The sequence below is a fragment of the Bacteroides sp. D20 genome, from assembly GCF_003436255.1.
GTDB classification, from domain to species: domain Bacteria; phylum Bacteroidota; class Bacteroidia; order Bacteroidales; family Bacteroidaceae; genus Bacteroides; species Bacteroides uniformis.
Map to the genome: position 1 here is coordinate 53,159 of NZ_QSOO01000007.1, position 17,938 is coordinate 71,096.

Genomic DNA, 17,938 nt, shown 5'->3' on the forward strand with positions numbered 1-17,938 from the left:
ATGCCATCCCGTATCGAGCAGGAAAAACAGACAGTAGAACGGATGGTCCGCCTCTACTGCCGGAAAAAGGAAGGTAACAAGCAATTGTGTCCCCGATGCGAGGAATTGCTGGGATATGCCCGCATTCGTCTTTCACGCTGTCCTTTCGGTGAGAATAAATCCACCTGCAGGCAATGCAGCATTCACTGCTACAAGCCCGAAATGAAAGAACGGATGCGTAAAGTCATGCGGTATGCCGGACCACGGATGCTGTTATACCATCCCGTGGCGGCACTCTGCCATTTGTGGCAGGAATATGTCCATCAGTATCTCACCAAACGTTTCGGAGTTCCGCGCCAGGAACAGCACAAACAATAAACCGTATCCAGGTCGTATCCTTCCAATGAAGAGGTGCTGTCTTTAGGCACAATCTCGCCTTTGTCAGAGATGTAGACCGGCAGGCGCTCACCTTGTCCGTTCATCACAAAAAATGCCCCCACCTTGCATTGGGGGCATACCATCTTACGCATAATCAATTGAAATAATACAAAAATATAGCCACCCCTTCCAATGCCTTCTTCTTTTCACCTTGTATTTCGATGGCAAACTTTATTTCTGCCTTTGCTACGCCGCGCAGATTCGACAGAGATTGTAAATGGGCAACCAGTCGGATGCTCTGTCCGGACAATACCGCCTGACCGAACTTCATCTTGTCCATACCATAATTAATCATCATCTTCAGGTTGTTCACTTCAATAATCTGGTTCCACAGATATGGCAACATGGACAAGGTGAGATACCCATGTGCAATAGTGCTCTTAAAAGGGCTTTCCACTTTGGCGCGTTCCGTATCGACGTGTATCCACTGATGGTCCAATGTCGCATCAGCAAACAGATTGATACGCTCCTGAGGGAGCTCTACATATTCCGAAACACCGATTTGCTGGCCTACCAGCTTTTCAAAATCCTCGTACGAGTTGATAATCACTTTTTCCATTACTCTCTATTTTATTGATAAATTATAAATTCACACGCTTTATCCACATATCCGCCATTCGTTTATGCCCTGCAGGAGTGGGGTGGATACCGTCCCAAATCCAATAGGTGTCTTGAGAAGCCGGAGCAGTGCCGAGAATTTCATCGAACATCGCATTATAAGGAAGAAATACCGTCTGATAGTCCTTCGCTATCCTCTCTACGATGGCGGCACAGCGACGCACCAGACTATCACGTTCTGCAAAGTCCTCACTCTTACGCATATTGCCGACATTGGCAACAAAAGGAGTGCCCAGCACTATCTTCAATTCCGGATTGGCCTGTAAAGAACGGTCAAGCAAGGAACGGTAACACTTCTCCCATCCTTCAAAATCAAAAGGCTCTTTTTTGTCACCCTGCAGATAGTAATGTACATCGTTTGTCCCCACCAAGACGGAAAGCACATCCGGTTTCATTCCAATGACATCCTCTTCCCAGCGTTTCTCCAAATCCCGGAGAGTGTTTCCACTGATGCCACGGTTAAAAAAAGCATATTCCTTTTCCGGAAAATCTCCTTGATAACGACTTGCACACAAATACATATAGCCGCTACCGTAAATATGGTTCATATCCCAAAGGCTTCGTTCCGCAGTCGGTTTGGGCATCCCGCAGGCATTTCCCCAGTTACCGTCCGTGATAGAATCTCCGATAAACAAGACACGCGGGCCGCTTGCATGGAGTAAGAGTGATATGCAGAAAAAAACTATTACAAAGAGTCCAATACGCTTCATGGCATTTTCTTGTTAGAATGTAAAAATTGCAACAAATATACGTCTTATTCCGGCAAGTACAAAAACTCGGGTACCTTTTTCCCATTTCCCAAAAACACATATAACCCTTATTTTTATTTCCGTTCATCACAGATTAATTTGGAAATAATGTATCTTTGTCAATATCTTAATTGTTGTGGCAGAACAAAAACATCACTATTAAAGATTCCGGTATGAATTCTAAATTTGATTATGACTTACTGTCAGCAATGATGACCAATGCCAATATGGGATGGTGGGAAGCTGATTTAAAGACCGAAAGCTACATTTGCTCCGAATATATCTCCCGGTTGCTGGGACTGGATGAGGATGGAACCATCAGCTTTAAAGATTTCAACAAACGTATCCTGAAAGAGGAACAACGGCATACTACCACACATTCCTTCGACAATATCCGGCAGACACAAGAGACTGTATATCTGCTCAACACAGTAGAGGGTCCAACGTGGATAAGAAGCAAGATATGCCTGCAGAGAACCGATGAAAACGGTAATGTCAAAGTCTACGGCATTGCCGAAACACAAGACGGTCCCGACATGTCATCGGCATCCCAAGCCTTACAAGAGCGTAACCGTCTCCTCCATAATATTTATAAATATCTTCCGGTAGGAATTGAGCTCTATAACCGAGAGGGAATATTGATAGATATGAATGACAAAGAGCAGGAAATGTTCCATCTCAAACAGAAAGAAGATCTACTTGGAATTAATATTTTCGAGAATCCGATTTTCCCGGAAGAGATGAAAAGCAAGTTAAGAAAACATGAAAATGCAGACTTCACTTTCCGGTATGACTTCTCTAAAATAGGCAATTACTACAAGACACAGAAGAAGACGGGCACCATAGACCTTGTAACCAAAGTCACAAGCCTTTACGACGATAATCACAACCTGACCAACTATCTGCTAATCAACGCAGACAAAACGGAAACGACCGTCGCTTACAACAAAATACAAGAGTTCGAGAGCCACTTTGAGCTTATAGGTGACTATGCCAAAGTGGGATATGCCAATTATGACCTTCTTAATGAGCAAGGCTATGCCCAACGCAGCTGGTACAAGAACTTGGGTGAGAAAACAGAAACACCGTTGTCCGAAATCATCGGAACCTACAATCATCTTCACCCTGACGACCGTACTATCATGCTTGACTTCCTACAGAACGTAAAGAGAGGACTGGCACACAAGCTCAGCCGGGAAGTACGTGTTCTTAAAGAAGACGGTTCTTTCATGTGGACCCACGTCAACATCATTGTAGAACGCTACATGCCTGAACAGAACATCATAGAGATTATCTGCATCAATTACGACATCACCCAATTAAAGCAGACGGAGGCAATGCTGATACAAGCCAAGGAAAAGGCCGAAGAGGCAGACTGGCTGAAATCCGCTTTCCTTGCCAATATGAGCCATGAAATCCGCACGCCGCTAAATGCGATTATCGGTTTCTCCAGCCTGCTGCACTACGTGGAAAACGAGCAGGAAAGGGAACAGTACATCTCTTTGATAAACCACAACAACCAACTGTTGCTCAAACTAATCAACGACGTTCTGGACCTTTCCAAGATAGAGGCCGGACACATAGAGCTCCATTCCGAATGGTTCAATCCGGCAGAACTCATCGAGGAAAGTATTACCGAGTACGAACGGAACGTTCCGGCAGGAGTGAAACTCTTTGCCAGGTATCCGGCAGCCCCCGGCCAGATAGAGCACGACCCGATGCGCATCAAACAGATACTGAACAACTTCATATCGAATGCACTGAAAAACACCGTGCAGGGATATATCGAAGTGTACTACGAAACGGACACAGACGGAATAAGAATCAGTGTTTCCGATACTGGATGCGGTATTCCCCCCGACAAACTGGGAATGATATTCGAACGGTTTGAAAAGGTGGACTCTTTTGCCCAAGGTGCCGGATTAGGACTCTCCATCTGCAAATCCATCGTTGAGAAAATGAATGGAGTGATTACCGTAGATTCGACAATGGGAGTGGGAAGCACATTCACCGTGGAACTGCCCTGCCGGACAAGACCATCCTGACAACAAACGAAAAACAATGATTTATGACCGCACAGAAAGAATTTACCCTAACCCCTCGCCGGCGTGGCTTTCACCTGGTGACAGAGGAGATTATACGCAACCTTCCACCGCTTCCGTCTGCCGGAATCCTGCATCTGTTCATCAAGCATACAAGCGCAGGCCTCACCATCAACGAGAATGCAGACCCTGACGTACAGACAGATATGGAAGCCATCTTCAACCGCCTCGTAAAAGAACGGGAACCTTATTACCAACATACATGCGAAGGCGATGACGATATGCCCGCCCATGCCAAGGCAACCCTCAGCGGAACCAGCCTCACCATCCCCATCACCAATGGGCGTCTGAACATAGGTATCTGGCAAGGCATCTATCTCTGCGAGTTCCGCAACCGGGGCGGAGGAAGAAGAATTGTAGCAACCGTCATCGGATAATCCCCTATCATCATGCAGAAAGCCATCATCATCGGTGCCACTTCAGGCATCGGACAAGAAGTAGCCAGGATACTTGTACAACAAGGCTGGCATATAGGTATTGCCGGCAGAAGAGAGGAAGCATTGCATGCCCTGCAAGCCACCGCACCCGACCGGATAGTCACGGAACAGCTGGACGTTACGGAAGAGACAGCGACTCTACACCTCCATAACCTGATAAAAAAGCTGGGAGGCATAGACCTGTTTTTCCTCAGTTCCGGCGTGGGACATCAAAACCGGGACTTACAACCGGACATCGAACTGAACACGGCACGTACCAATGTAGAGGGATTTACCCGCATGGTGACTGCCGCCTTCAACTATTTCAAGGAAAAAGGCTCCGGACATATTGCTGTCATCAGTTCCATTGCAGGCACTAAAGGACTGGGCGTTGCACCGGCCTACTCTGCCACCAAACGCTTCCAGAATACCTATATCGAAGCGCTGGCACAACTTGCCCGGATGCAGCATCTTGATATACACTTCACCGACATCCGTCCGGGATTTGTTGCCACCGATTTATTGAAAAGCGGGAAATACCCGATGCTGATGAAAGCAGACCGTGTAGCACAGCACATAATCAAGGCTTTAAGAGAAAAGAGACGGGTAGTTGTCATTGACGGACGCTACCGGGTACTGGTATTTTTTTGGCGTATGATTCCACGATGGCTATGGGAAAGGTTGCCTATAACGAATTGATTTCGTATCTTCACGTCTCCAAACAGAAATAGACATACAGACATGAAGAAAAATTCAAAATATATCGTGCTTACCGCTGCCATTGCACTGTGCGCAGGTTCCAGCCTCCCCTTCCTCGCAGGCAGCAGTACGCTGAATCCCGAACGCGATTCCGTGAAATCCGAAGTTCCCTACTGCGTGACCTCCCCCAGCGTACCGGACAAGATCACTTTTGCCGGACAAGCTATTGACCTGCTTCGCTACGACCACCGCGAACGTATGGACCGCGAACTGATGTCCTTCACCTACATGCACTCCACCACCATGCTCATGGTGAAGCGTGCCAACCGCTACTTCCCCGTCATAGAGCCTATACTAAAAGCCAACGGCCTTCCCGATGACTTCAAGTACCTCGCTGTGATAGAAAGCAACCTGAACCCGCTTGCCAAATCGCCTGCGGGTGCCGCCGGCCTATGGCAGTTCATGCCTGCCACCGGACGCGAATTCGGACTGGAGGTGAACAGCAACATCGACGAACGATACCATATCGAGAAAGAGACCAAAGCAGCCTGCAAGTACCTGAAAGATGCTTATCAGAAATACGGGAACTGGCTGTGCGTAGCCGCCGCCTACAATGCCGGGCAAGGACGCATCTCCACACAGCTGCAGAAGCAAATGGTGGACCAGGCTGTCGACTTATGGCTGGTAGAAGAGACTTCGCGCTACATGTTCCGCCTGCTGGCAGCCAAAGCAGTCATCAGCAATCCACAGCAGTACGGCTTTCTGTTGAAACGGGAACATCTTTATCCGCCCATCCCCTACACGGAAGTGACCGTCACAACGGGCATCGGCAACCTGGCACAGTTTGCCAAAGATAAAGGCATCACCTATGCCCAACTGAAAGATGCCAATCCGTGGCTGCGGGACACCTCGCTGATGAATAAAAGCGGACGTACATACATACTAAAAATACCGACACAAGCCGGAATGCATTACAACCCCAAGAAAACAGTGCCCCACAATAAGAATTGGGTCATCAATTAATAAAAAAGAAAGAGAGGATACGATGATGATGTTAAACTTTGATTTTGTGCTCAGGTTGCTGGTAGCCGGAATACTGGGTGCCATTATCGGACTGGACCGGGAATACCGTGCCAAAGAAGCAGGCTACCGCACCCATTTCCTGGTATCATTGGGAAGCGCGCTCATCATGATTGTATCCCAATATGGTTTTCAGGAAATCATCAAGGAAAGCAGTGTGACGCTGGACCCCAGCCGTGTTGCCGCACAAGTAGTCAGCGGTATCGGATTCATCGGTGCGGGTACCATCATTTTCCAGAAACAGATAGTCAGGGGACTGACAACAGCCGCTGGAATATGGGCTACTGCAGGCATCGGATTGGCAGTAGGTGCAGGAATGTACACCATCAGCATTGCCGCCACCCTGCTGACTCTGGCAGGGCTCGAACTGTTGAGCCTTATTTTCAAAAGCATTGGCATGAAAAGTTCCGTGATAACCTTTTCCACTTCCAGCAAAGAGATACTGCCGCAAGTGTCCCGGCGATTCAACTCCAAAGACTATCTGGTGGTGTCCTACAACCTGGACCGGCAAGTGCAGGGAGAGTACACCAACTATCAAGTGACCATGGTCATCAAATCCAAGAAAAGCTATGATGAGGGATATTTGCTGCAACTGATGCAGGAATTTCCCGAAGTGACAGTGGAGAAAATCGAATAAAGGGAATCACTGCTGTTTTTCCGTCAGATATTTCCAATAGCGCACGGGCATGTCCTGCTTGTGCTTCCGGGGATTGAGGCGTTCCTTGATGCAGATTGCCTTGAAATAGGTTTTCCAGAGAGACTGGAAAAGCTGTTCGTCTCCGTCCATCAGACTTTCGTCGAGCATGCCGGTGACAAGATGTCCTTCGCGACTGTCCTCACCAAAAGTCACCTGGCGCACCTCCTTCAAGTCGTAATAGTACCCATAGGCTCGCCTGATGTCATAAATCAACCAACGCTGGTCGGCAAAACGGTCCTTGAAATGCCCCGTCACCAAAGGAAGGGCATTCTTTTCGGGCTCGATGGCAGCAAAGAAAGTACCGTCCGCAGCCTTCTGGAAGCGGACAAACTGAAGCAGGCGTATACGCTCCCAATCCACCCGCTTCCACATACGGGAGAACTCTAGCACATCAGGGTCGGCAAAGTTCGTTTCAATGGAGCGAGGAGCATCTATCGCCTTGCGGATATAGCGGAACAGCAGCATGGGAGTTTCCGGTTCCTCTGCCAGCCAGCATTGGGCGAGGCAGGCAAGTGCCGCAGACGACAGCTTCTTCTGCAATCCGCGCCAGACGCGACCGGACTTCTCCTCATCGGTTATCACTGTAAATATTTCATCGTAGAACAATGGTAGAGGCTCTCCCTCCAACAACAGTGCATCGGGGAAAATGCGGCGGGAATAGGCTTCAAAAACAGAAGTCAGCAATCCCTCAAAAGTCTTATCGTATAAAAAGATATTCATTCGCCAAAATCAAGCATCAACTGCCTCTCATCCACTTTTTTCTTGTTCGGTTTGGGCAACAGCAGACTGCGTACCCCTTGCGGAGTCAGCTCATTGACCGTGCGCATCGGCAACTCGCAGCAGGTAATGAAATACTGCGCCTTCTTCATCACCACCCCTATCTTCTTCAACTGGTAGAAACCTATCTTGGAGAAACGTCGGGAAGCCACTATCAGCCGTGCCGACTTCACGCCGATGCCCGGCACGCGGAGCAACATCTCATAATCCACCTTGTTCACATCGATTGGAAACTGCTCGGGATGGCGCAAAGCCCAGGACAGCTTGGGGTCAACCTCCAAATCAAGGTCTGGGTAGGCATCATCCACTATTTCCTCCACCTTGAACTGATAGAAGCGCATCAGCCAGTCGGCTTGGTAAAGGCGGTTTTCGCGCACCAAAGGGGGCTGTTTCAATGCCGGCAGGCGCTTATCGTAGGTATTGACGGAAATATAGCCCGAATAGTAGACACGCCGCATCGTAGGTCCCTTATAGAGGGCCGACGAAAGATACAGAATATCCTTGTCCGTCTCGGCGGTAGCGCCTACTATCATCTGTGTGCTTTGTCCTGCAGGAGCGAAACGAGGAGCGTGGCGGTGTTTCTTGCGTTCTTCCGAACTTTCAAGGACTCCCTGCTGGATGTAGCGCATAGGCGCATATACACTCTTATGGTCTTTCTCCGGGGCAAGCAGTTTCAGGTTCTCCTCCTTCGGTATCTCGACATTGACGCTGAGACGGTCGGCATAAAGTCCTGCCTCATTCACCAGTTCGCGGCTGGCACCGGGAATGCTCTTCAGATGGATATATCCGTTGAAACGATGGATAGTGCGGAGGTCCTTGGCAACGCGCACCAGGCGTTCCATCGTGTAATCGGGATTACGCACCACCCCACTGCTCAGGAAAAGCCCTTCGATATAGTTGCGGCGATAGAACTCCATGGTGAGGTCTACAAGCTCGGCCACCGACAGCGTGGCACGCGGCAGGTCGTTGCTGCGGCGGTTGATGCAGTAGGCGCAGTCGTAGATGCAATAATTGGTAAGCATCACTTTGAGCAGGGAGATACAACGGCCGTCCTCGGCAAAACTATGGCAGATGCCCCAGCCACCCACAGTGTTCCCCAGCATGCCTGCCTTGCCGGAGCGCACCGTACCACTGGAGGAGCAAGAGACGTCATACTTTGCCGACTCTGCCAGTATCTTCAGTTTATTGAGAACGTTTTCATCCATAATACCTGCGTCAAAAGTAGCAATAATACTTTTCAAAAACAAAAAAGACCGCCAGTAGTGGCAGTCTTTCGCAGCATCAAATATGCTTTTTTTCTTACTTCTTAGAAGCTTCTAAAGATGCTTTGCGGAATTCCTTCATAGCTTTTTCGATTTCCAAAGAAGCCTTACGAGCGCGAGTTCCTGCTGCCTTGTTACCGTTTTCCAACTGAGCGTTTGCATCTTTTGAGAAGTCTGCATACAATGCAGCTACTTTTTCAACTAATTCTTTCATAATCCTTTTTAAATTACTTCGTTAATAATGTCTGGCAAAAATACATTCTTTCTTGAAATAAATGCAGAAAAACGATATTTTTTTTGAAATATTCGGTAAAATCGCCGCAAAAAGGGGCTCTTACGCATTTTTTATCTACTTTTGCAAGCATGAAAACGCTTACTGACACCGAATATATACACGCTCTCATAGCCGAAGGAGAGCACCAACAGCAGGATTTCAAGTTCGAAATATCCGACGCCCGCAAGATAGCCAAAACCCTTTCAGCCTTTGCCAATACAGACGGTGGAAAACTGCTTATCGGAGTGAAAGATAACGGGAAAATTGCCGGTGTCCGTTCGGACGAAGAACAATATATGATAGAAGCGGCTGCCGGACTTTATTGCAGCCCCGAAGTGAACTATACCATGCAGACCTATCAGGTGGAAGGCCGTAGTGTGCTGGTGGTACAAATCGAGGAAAGTGACCGGAAGCCGGTATATGCCAAGGACGAAACGGGAAAATATCTTGCCTATCTCCGTATCAAGGATGAAAACATCCTTGCCACTCCCGTCCATCTACGTGTCTGGCAACAAAGCGAAAGTCCGAAAGGAGAACTGATAGAATATACCGAACGGGAACAGCTGCTGCTCAATCTGCTGGAAGAGAACGACCGCCTGTCATTGAACCGTTACTGCCGCCTGGCGCATCTTTCCCGACGCGCCGCCGAACATCTGCTGGCAAAGTTTGTTCGTTATGACATAGTGGAACCGGTGTTTGAAGGACACAAATTTCACTTCAAGCTGAAATAGGCAAGGAGATTCCGTCAGGTTTGTCCAGATTTGTCCATGGTACAAATCGCAGCACACGAGTTTATACCACGTTGATTATCACCGACTTGCAAGAAATCTATCTCAGTTAACGACAGAGGTAGCCTAAAGTAACGACAGAGGGTAGCACTTGTTTTGTGTGAGTTTTTTACTACAAATAGATAACTGTACATATACATTATGGGAATAATAAATCTGATAAACGACCTGCTCTGGACCTACATCCTCGTTGCCCTGCTGTTGGGATGCGCCGTATGGTTTACGCTGAGAACCCGCTTTGTACAGTTCCGGATGATAAAGGAAATGGTACGTCTGCTGGGCGACTCGGGCGGGAAAGGCGATGCCAAGGAAAAGCATATCTCATCGTTCCAGGCATTTGCCATCTCCATTGCCAGCCGTGTAGGTACGGGCAATCTTGCAGGGGTTGCCACCGCCATTGCAGTAGGCGGTCCGGGCGCTGTATTCTGGATGTGGGTGATTGCCCTCCTGGGTGCTTCCAGCTCGTTTGTAGAATCTACACTGGCCCAATTGTATAAGATAAAGGGCAAAGACTCCTTTATCGGCGGCCCGGCCTACTATATGCGTAAGGGACTGAAACAGCCGTGGATGGGGGCACTGTTTGCCGTACTTATCACCATTACCTTCGGATTTGCATTCAACTCGGTACAGAGCAATACACTGTGTGCCGCTTTCGAAGGCGCTTTCGGGTTCGACCATGCCGTTGTGGGAGGGATCATCACCGCACTCACGCTGACAATCATCTTTGGAGGCGTACAGCGCATAGCCAAAGTCAGCAGCATCATCGTCCCCATCATGGCGTTGGGATACATTGCACTGGCACTTATCATCGTTCTGTTGAACATCAAAGAGCTGCCGGGAGTCCTGGCACTCATTGTCGGCCACGCCTTCGGATGGGAGCAGGCTTTGGGAGGGGGTGTCGGCATGGCGCTGATGCAGGGCATCAAACGCGGGCTGTTCAGCAACGAGGCCGGTATGGGGTCCGCCCCCAATGTGGCGGCAACCGCACACGTCAGCCACCCCGTGAAGCAAGGCTTGATTCAGACGCTGGGAGTATTTACCGATACGCTGATTATATGTACCTGCACCGCTTTCATCATTCTGTTCAGCGGTGCTCCACTGGATGGTTCCACAAACGGCGTACAGCTTACCCAGCATGCGCTGACCAACGAGATAGGACCTTTGGGAGCCATCTTCGTTGCGGTAGCCTTGTTCTTCTTCGCATTCAGCAGCATTCTGGGAAATTATTATTACGGAGAAGCCAATGTGCGCTACCTTACCCACCGTAAATGGGTGCTCAACATCTACCGTATACTGGTGGGCGGCATGGTCATGTTCGGTGCTGTTGCCACCCTCGACCTGGCATGGAGCCTTGCCGACGTCACTATGGGACTCATGGCGCTCTGCAATCTTATCGCCATCAGCCTGCTCGGAAAATACGCTTTCAGGCTGCTTGAAGACTACCGCGCACAGAAAAGCGCCGGTATCAAAGACCCCGTTTTCACCAAGAACCGCCTGAAAGAGGTAGAAAAAGACATAGAGTGCTGGTGATAACCAACTTATTTCGTACTTTTGCAGCCGGAACCGCTGGATGACCTGCGGTCTTGTAATTTGTAATCAGTAATTCGTAATTTGATATGAGTTTATTTGCCAAACTATTCAACAAGAATACCGGAGAAGTATCTTCGAAGAATGTGGAAGACTTCGTGTCACTGACACGCGTCTACTTCCAGTCTGTAATAGCCGCCAACCTGGGCATCACCAATATCCGCTTTGTGCCGGATGTAGCCAACTTCAAGCGTCTGTTCAAAATCCCCACGCAGGGAGGCCGCCTGGGACAAGCGGAAAAGGCCGCTTCGCGCAAGATGCTGATGCAGGACTACGGCATCAGTGAAAACTTCTTCAAGGAAATTGATACTTCCGTCAAGAAGCACTGCCGTACGCAGAACGACGTACAAGGTTATCTCTTTATGTATCAAGGCTTCTCCAATGACTTGATGATGCTGATGGGAAACCTGATGCAGTGGAAATTCCGCATGCCTTCCATCTTCAAGGGAGCACTGCGCAGCATGACCGAAAAAACCGTACACGACGTCTGTACAAAAACCGTATGGAAAAAGGACGATGTACACAAAACGGCAGCGGCAGTACGCCAGTACAAAGAGCGTCTGGGATATTCGGAACAATGGATGACCGAGTACGTTTACAACGTAGTGATGCTGGCCAAAAAGGAACCGAAACAGAAAGCCAACGAAGAGAAATAAAAGAAAAAGAATTCTAAAGAACTTTAGAAACAAGAAGGCGGGAAAGAAATTTCCCGCTTTTTTTTGTTATTTTTAGCAAATGAAATCATTTTCCCCTCACGGAACACAAGGACGCACCCCGCGTCAACCATCATAAATATTAACTTCAAAAAAACAACCGCTTATGAAACAAAAGAAAATGCTTGCACTCACTCTCTCACAACTGGAACAACTTTATCGGCACGAACTCCCTGAACTGGTCAGCATCGCCGTTCAAAGCGACGATGCGGAAGCCTTCAAAGCCAACCTGGCGGAGTACATTGCCGGACATCCGGAAGTGGACAGCGAGGCCGGTAAGCAAATTCGACTCTTGATTGAATTTGACGGGCAGGAAGTACACGAGCTCTCCATCGGAGAACAGCTGCCCATATCAACTTTATCAATGCTGCATTCCTTCCTCACGGGACAATGGGAAGAGGAAACGGAAACGGACCTGTTCATCGACTTGTTCCAGCAGTTCAAACGCCTCCACCAACCCGCCCCCGCTCTGCCCTCCGCACAGAAAATCAAAACCCTGACCGAACGCTGGCCCAGCGGACTGGATGAAGACGTGCAGCATATCCGTGCAAAGAACAAGGAACGCATCCTGCATGCACTAGTGCAGAAGATTGAGCACCGCAAGAACCCGGCTTCCCGCTTCCATTTCGAAGAGGGACTCAGCTACGAGGAGAAGTTCAACCTCGTCAGCGAATGGTGGAATGACTTCCGTTTCCATCTTGCCATGGCCGTCAAAAGCCCTACGGAGCTAAACCGTCTTCTCGGCAACTCCCTTTCTGCCGAAACCATGTACCTGCTCTCAAAAGCCCGCAAGAAGGGAATGCCTTTCTTCGCCACCCCCTATTATCTGTCACTGCTGAACTGCACCGGCAGCGGATACGACGACGAGGCCCTGCGCAGCTATATACTCTATTCACCCCAACTGGTGGAAACCTACGGACAGATACGTGCCTGGGAACGGGAGGATATCGTAGAACCAGGTAAACCCAACGCCGCCGGCTGGCTGCTGCCCGACGGGCATAACATCCACCGCCGTTATCCGGAAGTGGCCATCCTCATCCCCGACACCATGGGACGCGCCTGCGGAGGACTCTGCGCATCTTGTCAGCGTATGTACGACTTTCAAAGCAAACGGCTCAATTTTGAGTTTGACACCCTGCGTCCCAAGGAGACATGGGAAAAGAAGCTGCGCCGGCTGATGGACTATTTTGAGGAAGACACGCAACTGCGGGACATTCTCATCACCGGCGGTGACGCACTGATGAGCCAAAACAAGACGCTGGGCAACATATTAGACGCCGTCTACCGCATGGCAGTCCGCAAGCGGAAAGCCAATCAGGAACGGCCCGAAGGAGAAAAGTATGCAGAGCTGCAACGTGTACGCCTCGGCTCACGCCTCCCCGCCTACCTGCCCATGCGCATCAATGACGGGCTGGTGGAGATTCTAAGGGAATTCAAGGAAAAGGCGTCTACCATCGGCATCCGCCAGTTCATTATCCAGACACATTTCCAAACCCCGCTCGAAGTCACTCCGGAAGCTGCCGAAGGAATACGCAAACTGCTGGCGGCAGGCTGGCTCATTGACAACCAACTGGTATACAACGTAGCTGCATCCCGCCGGGGGCATACTACCCGCCTGCGGCAAGTGCTCAATCAGTTGGGAGTGGTTTGCTACTACACCTTCTCCGTGAAAGGTTTTGAAGAAAACAATGCCGTGTTTACCCCCAACAGCCGTTCCGTACAAGAGCAACGGGAAGAAAAGCGCTTCGGGAAGCTGACCAAGGAAGATGCCCATAATCTGTCCGTACTGCTTGGAACCGTCCATGACCCGGCAGCCTGCATCCGGCGTTTCCTGAAAACGCACCACCTGCCTTTCCTCGCCACCGACCGCAATGTACTCAATCTGCCCGCCATCGGCAAGAGCATGACCTTCAACATGGTAGGCATCACCCCCGAAGGCAAGCGCATCCTACGGTTCGACCATGACGGCACCCGGCGCCACAGCCCTATAATAGACCAGCTGGGACAAATATATATCGTAGAAAACAAGTCCATAGCCTCCTACCTCCGTCAGCTGCAAGCCATGGGAGAAGACGCCGAAGAATATGCCACCATCTGGAACTATACGGAAGGCAAGACGGAATCCCGGTTCAGCCTCTACGAATATTCTGATTTCCCCTTCCAAATCACCGACAGAATGAGCAATCAGGACATTGCAGGATAGCATATCCAAGATATATTCCGTACTTTTGCAGGCAGAACAATGAAATTGGAAAGTATGGAAATAGAACAACACCCTTTAGAACCCTTCCTTCCCGGCAACGCCCGTCTGCTGATGCTGGGAAGCTTTCCTCCGCAGAAAAAGCGGTGGTCCATGGAGTTTTACTACCCCAACTGGAACAATGACATGTGGAGGATTACCGGGTTCCTTTTCTTCAATGACAAGGATTATTTTGTAGACAAGACGAAGAAGGCTTTCTGCAAAGAACGCCTCATCAGTTTCCTGCAGGAAAAGGGTATTGCCTTGTTCGACACAGCCTCTGCCATACGGCGCCTGCAGGACAATGCCTCGGACAAGTTTCTGGAAGTAGTGCAGCCTACGGACATTCCTGCCCTACTGCACCGGATACCGCAATGCAAGGCTATCGTCACCACCGGCGAGAAGGCAACGGACACGCTGTGCACGCAGTTTTCCATCGACAAGCCCAAAGTAGGCGACTTCACGGAGTTTCTTTTCGAAAACCATCCGATGCGCCTCTACCGGATGCCTTCTTCCTCAAGAGCCTACCCGCTGGCACTGGAAAAAAAAGCAGCAGCGTATCTCATTATGTATCAGGACTTACAGATGTTGTAAGCAACTTTCTTTATAAAATAAGTACGTCTGTTACTTGCATATTTGAAAGTTTGCATTACCTTTGCAGCCGCAAACACGGGAGTAGCTCAGTTGGTAGAGCACCGGTCTCCAAAACCGGGTGTCGGGAGTTCGAGCCTCTCCTCCCGTGCATGAACGAATAATGGCTGTAAGCATTGCTTACAGCCATTATTCGTTTTATAAATGCCTACCGGATATCTATCAGCTTATGTGTCTGCAAACTAAGTCTCCACTTAGGATGCTTCATCACGCAATCCACCGTTTCGGCCGTATTGCTGCAAGAGCAAGGCTGAAGAAAGAAATGCCCGGCGGGCAACTGCTCATAAACAGTAATATCCTGCCCTTCATACACCACCTTCACTTCATTCATACGCGTAATTTCCAGCTTTACCCCCTGCTTGGGAGAGCAGGTCACCCAATCTATATTATCCGGCAGCAGACGGGTACCGTTTGTTTCAATGCAGACATACTTTCCCGCCTGGTGCAGACAATCCACAAATTCACGGTCAATCCAAAGGGAGGGTTCTCCACCGGTCAGTATCACGGTAGCGGCAGGGTATTTACTGACTTCTGTTACGATATCTTCATCGGACATCAGTATGCCGTCCTCATGCTGCGTATCACAGAAGGGGCACTTCAGGTTGCAACCGGAAAAACGGATAAAGACAGCCGGGGTACCCGTATGGTATCCTTCTCCCTGCAAACTGTAGAATATCTCATTAATCTTCCTCATAGACGGCAATGTTTGATTCCGACTCCTGCACCTCTACCTTGAAGCAAGTGGGTATCTGGTCGCATATCCAACGGGCTATGTTCTCGGCTGTGGGATTGAAGGACAGCACTTCATTAAGATTATGATGATCCAGCTGTTCCTTTACCACCTGCTTGATGTGACTGAAGTCTACCACCATTCCGTCCGCATTCAGCTCTTTGGAACGGCAATAGACAGTGATAATCCAGTTGTGACCGTGCAGATTCTCACACTTACTGCGATAAGAAAGTTTCAGGCTATGGGCAGCCGACACTTCCATGCGTTTGATGACTGTGTACATATTGTTAATACGCTAATTAATATAATAAGTTGCCGCATCTAATGTCACCTCGATGCGACGGCAAAATTACAAAAAACTTAAGATTTATCCATTTACTTCCCTAACTTATTCGTACACACAAAGAGAATTGGCAACCTTACGCTCTGCACTGCCACTCGGGGTATTGGCTATTCCCTTATCCGGCAACGCCCCACTCCACAGCGTAGAAGAACCGCCGCCGTCCAGATTCAACGCATCCTCCCCGCCCAATATACGAATCATATGGGCAAGCTCGGGTATATTGATACCTTCCGCTTTTCCCTTCCGACGTCCGTCAACAACAATAAGCAGGATTTTTCCTTCTCTTGTCAGCGCCACAGCACTGCGGGGATGCTTGGTATTTACAAAATTCCGATTAGTCCCGGACAAGTCGCACACTTGCCCGTCCTTCAGCATCAAAGGGCCGGAAGCCAGCACAATGCCTTTTTTCAAAGTACATGCCTTTTCTTCCTGCTTGCTCCAGGGAATCAGTTCCAGCCTGCCCTTCTTTATAAGTACAGCTCCATTGGACACTGTTGCCAGAACCCCAGTAGAGGTAGTATCTATCACCACCCCGTCCTTACGCAGATAGCAGACGGAATTTCCGGCTTTCATATCAAAATAGGAGCCATTGATGGCCGCCACCGCACCTGCATGCCGGGCGGCTATACTGGTCTCCTCCTTGGGATTGTGGACGAGCACATCGAAACGGTAGCGCTTCGGGGATATTTCAAAAATAGACACTTCCTGAGGAACTCCATACAAAGAACTGAATACTGCCTTTTTATAAAGCATCCCTTTCTGCAGGGGCTCAGTCTGCCAATCGGCAGAAACGATGGCAAGAGAGTCGGCAGCAGTCTGCGCCATTGCTGCAAACATGCCGCAACAGAGAAACACTGCCAGGAATATTTTCTTTTTCATATAGAATAGATGGGATTGGTTTAAATTAATTCATAGCTGCAGATTTGAATCGGCATGTCGAGATTATGCAACACCTTTTCAAGCTGTATACCTTCACGGTTGTCGTACTCGTATCCGAAAGTAGCACGGATACCTTGCAGAATGAACTGCGTGGCACGGTCCAGGGCAATGGGCAAACTGTCGCCTTGCAACAGTGCTCCGGTGATGACACTGGTAAACGTATCCCCCGTTCCGGGATAATGGGCCGGCAGGTAAGGACACGTAACCTTCCAGTAGCGGTTACCGTTCCGGTTATAGGCATACACGGACGTCTTATGCTTATCATCCCGTACGGGCACACTGGTAATAATCACCACTTCGGGACCACAATCGGAAAGCCGGCGAAGGTATGACTTCAATTCCTCATCCGTATTCATCTCCTTATAAGGAATACCCAGCAGATAGAACAGCTCCGTCAGATTGGGAGTAACGACATCGGCCTTGGTGATGAGATGTTTCATTTCATCAATCATGGACTCGTGGAAGTTCGCATAAAGCCGTCCGTTATCACCCAACACCGGGTCTACCACAACCAGACCGTCCGGTCGGCGGAAGTCATCAATAAAGTCAGAAACAATATGTATCTGCCGCGGAGAACCCAGATAGCCGGTATAAAAGGCATCAAACTGTACTTCCAGCTTCTTCCACTCGGAAATAATCTTCGGCATTTCATCCGTCAAGTCCAGAAAAGAGAACTCCGGATACTGGGTATGGCTCGACAATACGGCTGTAGGCAACGGACACACCTGAAAGCCCATAGACGAAAGGATGGGAATGACCACCGTCAGAGACACCCGTCCGACTCCCGACAAGTCGTGGACGGCAACAACCTTCTTTACTTTATTCGCATACATATTATCTATATTATTATTTTTCCT

Annotated in this window: 21 protein-coding genes and 1 tRNA gene; 12 read left to right on the forward strand and 10 right to left on the reverse strand. The window is 49.2% G+C overall.

The window, feature by feature from the left end:
- Window positions 1-357, forward strand: a complete 357-nt coding sequence (locus DXD78_RS09025) for a nitrous oxide-stimulated promoter family protein (RefSeq protein ID WP_009036628.1) — start codon at window positions 1-3, stop codon at window positions 355-357.
- Here the strand turns inward: DXD78_RS09025 and DXD78_RS09030 are convergent.
- The 3 genes from DXD78_RS09030 to DXD78_RS09040 are packed head-to-tail and all read right to left on the reverse strand — an operon-like array spanning window position 303 to window position 1,745.
- Window positions 303-509, reverse strand: coding sequence for a hypothetical protein (locus DXD78_RS09030; RefSeq protein ID WP_009036627.1), 207 nt, complete (start codon window positions 507-509; stop codon window positions 303-305). The genes DXD78_RS09025 and DXD78_RS09030 overlap by 55 nt on opposite strands.
- Window positions 510-511: 2 nt before the next feature.
- Entirely contained in the window at window positions 512-976 is a 465-nt protein-coding gene (locus DXD78_RS09035) for a MaoC family dehydratase (RefSeq protein ID WP_005826461.1), read from the reverse strand.
- 22 nt (window positions 977-998) lie between these two features.
- Window positions 999-1,745, reverse strand: a complete 747-nt coding sequence (locus tag DXD78_RS09040; protein ID WP_009036626.1) for an SGNH/GDSL hydrolase family protein — start codon at window positions 1,743-1,745, stop codon at window positions 999-1,001.
- Window positions 1,746-1,957: 212 nt separating this feature from the next.
- Between DXD78_RS09040 and DXD78_RS09050 the strand changes: the two genes are divergently transcribed.
- The 5 genes from DXD78_RS09050 to DXD78_RS09070 are packed head-to-tail and all read left to right on the forward strand — an operon-like array spanning window position 1,958 to window position 6,718.
- A complete protein-coding gene (locus DXD78_RS09050; protein ID WP_117652685.1) occupies window positions 1,958-3,829 on the forward strand; it encodes a PAS domain-containing sensor histidine kinase in 1,872 nt (623 codons plus the stop codon).
- Between the two features lie 23 nt (window positions 3,830-3,852).
- On the forward strand, window positions 3,853-4,263 hold the full coding sequence (locus tag DXD78_RS09055; RefSeq protein WP_005826454.1) for a secondary thiamine-phosphate synthase enzyme YjbQ: 411 nt from the start codon (window positions 3,853-3,855) through the stop codon (window positions 4,261-4,263).
- A 12-nt stretch (window positions 4,264-4,275) separates the two neighbouring features.
- Window positions 4,276-5,001 carry an SDR family oxidoreductase gene (locus DXD78_RS09060; protein ID WP_005826453.1) on the forward strand — a complete coding sequence of 242 codons (726 nt, stop codon included), beginning with the start codon at window positions 4,276-4,278 and terminating at the stop codon, window positions 4,999-5,001.
- Window positions 5,002-5,043: 42 nt separating this feature from the next.
- On the forward strand, window positions 5,044-6,024 hold the full coding sequence (locus tag DXD78_RS09065) for a lytic transglycosylase domain-containing protein (RefSeq protein ID WP_005826452.1): 981 nt from the start codon (window positions 5,044-5,046) through the stop codon (window positions 6,022-6,024).
- 25 nt (window positions 6,025-6,049) lie between these two features.
- Complete coding sequence (locus tag DXD78_RS09070; protein WP_009036622.1) at window positions 6,050-6,718, forward strand: MgtC/SapB family protein; 669 nt, start codon at window positions 6,050-6,052, stop codon at window positions 6,716-6,718.
- Between the two features lie 6 nt (window positions 6,719-6,724).
- On the opposite strand, the gene DXD78_RS09075 is transcribed toward DXD78_RS09070, so the two are convergent.
- The 3 genes from DXD78_RS09075 to DXD78_RS09085 all read right to left on the reverse strand — a co-directional run bounded on the left by DXD78_RS09075 (window position 6,725) and on the right by DXD78_RS09085 (window position 9,031).
- A complete protein-coding gene (locus DXD78_RS09075) occupies window positions 6,725-7,498 on the reverse strand; it encodes a TIGR03915 family putative DNA repair protein (RefSeq protein WP_009036621.1) in 774 nt (257 codons plus the stop codon).
- Entirely contained in the window at window positions 7,495-8,760 is a 1,266-nt protein-coding gene (locus tag DXD78_RS09080) for a putative DNA modification/repair radical SAM protein (RefSeq protein ID WP_008663816.1), read from the reverse strand. The genes DXD78_RS09075 and DXD78_RS09080 overlap by 4 nt, the downstream gene beginning before the upstream one ends.
- Window positions 8,761-8,854: 94 nt before the next feature.
- Complete coding sequence (locus DXD78_RS09085) at window positions 8,855-9,031, reverse strand: histone H1 (protein ID WP_005826447.1); 177 nt, start codon at window positions 9,029-9,031, stop codon at window positions 8,855-8,857.
- Between the two features lie 149 nt (window positions 9,032-9,180).
- Between DXD78_RS09085 and DXD78_RS09090 the strand changes: the two genes are divergently transcribed.
- From DXD78_RS09090 to DXD78_RS09115, 6 genes are all read left to right on the forward strand, one after another.
- Entirely contained in the window at window positions 9,181-9,822 is a 642-nt protein-coding gene (locus tag DXD78_RS09090; protein WP_008663818.1) for a helix-turn-helix domain-containing protein, read from the forward strand.
- A gap of 198 nt (window positions 9,823-10,020) precedes the next feature.
- Window positions 10,021-11,409, forward strand: a complete 1,389-nt coding sequence (locus tag DXD78_RS09095; protein ID WP_005826443.1) for a sodium:alanine symporter family protein — start codon at window positions 10,021-10,023, stop codon at window positions 11,407-11,409.
- 86 nt (window positions 11,410-11,495) lie between these two features.
- A complete protein-coding gene (locus DXD78_RS09100; protein ID WP_005826441.1) occupies window positions 11,496-12,122 on the forward strand; it encodes a hypothetical protein in 627 nt (208 codons plus the stop codon).
- Window positions 12,123-12,285: 163 nt separating this feature from the next.
- Window positions 12,286-14,382, forward strand: a complete 2,097-nt coding sequence (locus DXD78_RS09105; RefSeq protein ID WP_009036619.1) for a KamA family radical SAM protein — start codon at window positions 12,286-12,288, stop codon at window positions 14,380-14,382.
- A gap of 54 nt (window positions 14,383-14,436) precedes the next feature.
- Entirely contained in the window at window positions 14,437-15,012 is a 576-nt protein-coding gene (locus DXD78_RS09110) for a uracil-DNA glycosylase family protein (protein ID WP_117652692.1), read from the forward strand.
- A gap of 75 nt (window positions 15,013-15,087) precedes the next feature.
- Window positions 15,088-15,160 (forward strand) — tRNA-Trp (locus DXD78_RS09115).
- A gap of 57 nt (window positions 15,161-15,217) precedes the next feature.
- Here the strand turns inward: DXD78_RS09115 and DXD78_RS09120 are convergent.
- The 4 genes from DXD78_RS09120 to DXD78_RS09135 all read right to left on the reverse strand — a co-directional run bounded on the left by DXD78_RS09120 (window position 15,218) and on the right by DXD78_RS09135 (window position 17,914).
- Window positions 15,218-15,763, reverse strand: a complete 546-nt coding sequence (locus DXD78_RS09120; protein WP_057089189.1) for a radical SAM protein — start codon at window positions 15,761-15,763, stop codon at window positions 15,218-15,220.
- Window positions 15,750-16,082 (reverse strand): 6-carboxytetrahydropterin synthase QueD, encoded by a 333-nt coding sequence (gene queD, locus DXD78_RS09125; RefSeq protein WP_005826426.1) that lies wholly within the window; start codon window positions 16,080-16,082, stop codon window positions 15,750-15,752. The genes DXD78_RS09120 and queD overlap by 14 nt, the downstream gene beginning before the upstream one ends.
- Window positions 16,083-16,187: 105 nt before the next feature.
- Window positions 16,188-17,021 carry a phosphodiester glycosidase family protein gene (locus DXD78_RS09130; protein ID WP_117652686.1) on the reverse strand — a complete coding sequence of 278 codons (834 nt, stop codon included), beginning with the start codon at window positions 17,019-17,021 and terminating at the stop codon, window positions 16,188-16,190.
- Window positions 17,022-17,041: 20 nt separating this feature from the next.
- Window positions 17,042-17,914 (reverse strand): pyridoxamine kinase, encoded by an 873-nt coding sequence (locus tag DXD78_RS09135; RefSeq protein ID WP_022401645.1) that lies wholly within the window; start codon window positions 17,912-17,914, stop codon window positions 17,042-17,044.
- Window positions 17,915-17,938 lie beyond the last annotated feature (24 nt).

Coding starts and splice junctions, on each gene's coding strand:
- DXD78_RS09080 (WP_008663816.1), bottom strand. CDS start 8,760: ATGGATGAAAACGTTCTCAATAAACTGAAGATACTGGCAGAGTCGGCA.
- DXD78_RS09110 (WP_117652692.1), top strand. CDS start 14,437: ATGGAAATAGAACAACACCCTTTAGAACCCTTCCTTCCCGGCAACGCC.
- DXD78_RS09030 (WP_009036627.1), bottom strand. CDS start 509: ATGCGTAAGATGGTATGCCCCCAATGCAAGGTGGGGGCATTTTTTGTG.
- DXD78_RS09070 (WP_009036622.1), top strand. CDS start 6,050: ATGATGTTAAACTTTGATTTTGTGCTCAGGTTGCTGGTAGCCGGAATA.
- DXD78_RS09050 (WP_117652685.1), top strand. CDS start 1,958: ATGAATTCTAAATTTGATTATGACTTACTGTCAGCAATGATGACCAAT.
- DXD78_RS09135 (WP_022401645.1), bottom strand. CDS start 17,914: ATGTATGCGAATAAAGTAAAGAAGGTTGTTGCCGTCCACGACTTGTCG.
- DXD78_RS09105 (WP_009036619.1), top strand. CDS start 12,286: ATGAAACAAAAGAAAATGCTTGCACTCACTCTCTCACAACTGGAACAA.
- DXD78_RS09075 (WP_009036621.1), bottom strand. CDS start 7,498: ATGAATATCTTTTTATACGATAAGACTTTTGAGGGATTGCTGACTTCT.
- DXD78_RS09055 (WP_005826454.1), top strand. CDS start 3,853: ATGACCGCACAGAAAGAATTTACCCTAACCCCTCGCCGGCGTGGCTTT.
- DXD78_RS09060 (WP_005826453.1), top strand. CDS start 4,276: ATGCAGAAAGCCATCATCATCGGTGCCACTTCAGGCATCGGACAAGAA.
- DXD78_RS09040 (WP_009036626.1), bottom strand. CDS start 1,745: ATGAAGCGTATTGGACTCTTTGTAATAGTTTTTTTCTGCATATCACTC.
- DXD78_RS09130 (WP_117652686.1), bottom strand. CDS start 17,021: ATGAAAAAGAAAATATTCCTGGCAGTGTTTCTCTGTTGCGGCATGTTT.
- DXD78_RS09100 (WP_005826441.1), top strand. CDS start 11,496: ATGAGTTTATTTGCCAAACTATTCAACAAGAATACCGGAGAAGTATCT.
- DXD78_RS09065 (WP_005826452.1), top strand. CDS start 5,044: ATGAAGAAAAATTCAAAATATATCGTGCTTACCGCTGCCATTGCACTG.
- DXD78_RS09120 (WP_057089189.1), bottom strand. CDS start 15,763: ATGAGGAAGATTAATGAGATATTCTACAGTTTGCAGGGAGAAGGATAC.
- DXD78_RS09090 (WP_008663818.1), top strand. CDS start 9,181: ATGAAAACGCTTACTGACACCGAATATATACACGCTCTCATAGCCGAA.
- queD (WP_005826426.1), bottom strand. CDS start 16,082: ATGTACACAGTCATCAAACGCATGGAAGTGTCGGCTGCCCATAGCCTG.
- DXD78_RS09035 (WP_005826461.1), bottom strand. CDS start 976: ATGGAAAAAGTGATTATCAACTCGTACGAGGATTTTGAAAAGCTGGTA.
- DXD78_RS09085 (WP_005826447.1), bottom strand. CDS start 9,031: ATGAAAGAATTAGTTGAAAAAGTAGCTGCATTGTATGCAGACTTCTCA.
- DXD78_RS09025 (WP_009036628.1), top strand. CDS start 1: ATGCCATCCCGTATCGAGCAGGAAAAACAGACAGTAGAACGGATGGTC.
- DXD78_RS09095 (WP_005826443.1), top strand. CDS start 10,021: ATGGGAATAATAAATCTGATAAACGACCTGCTCTGGACCTACATCCTC.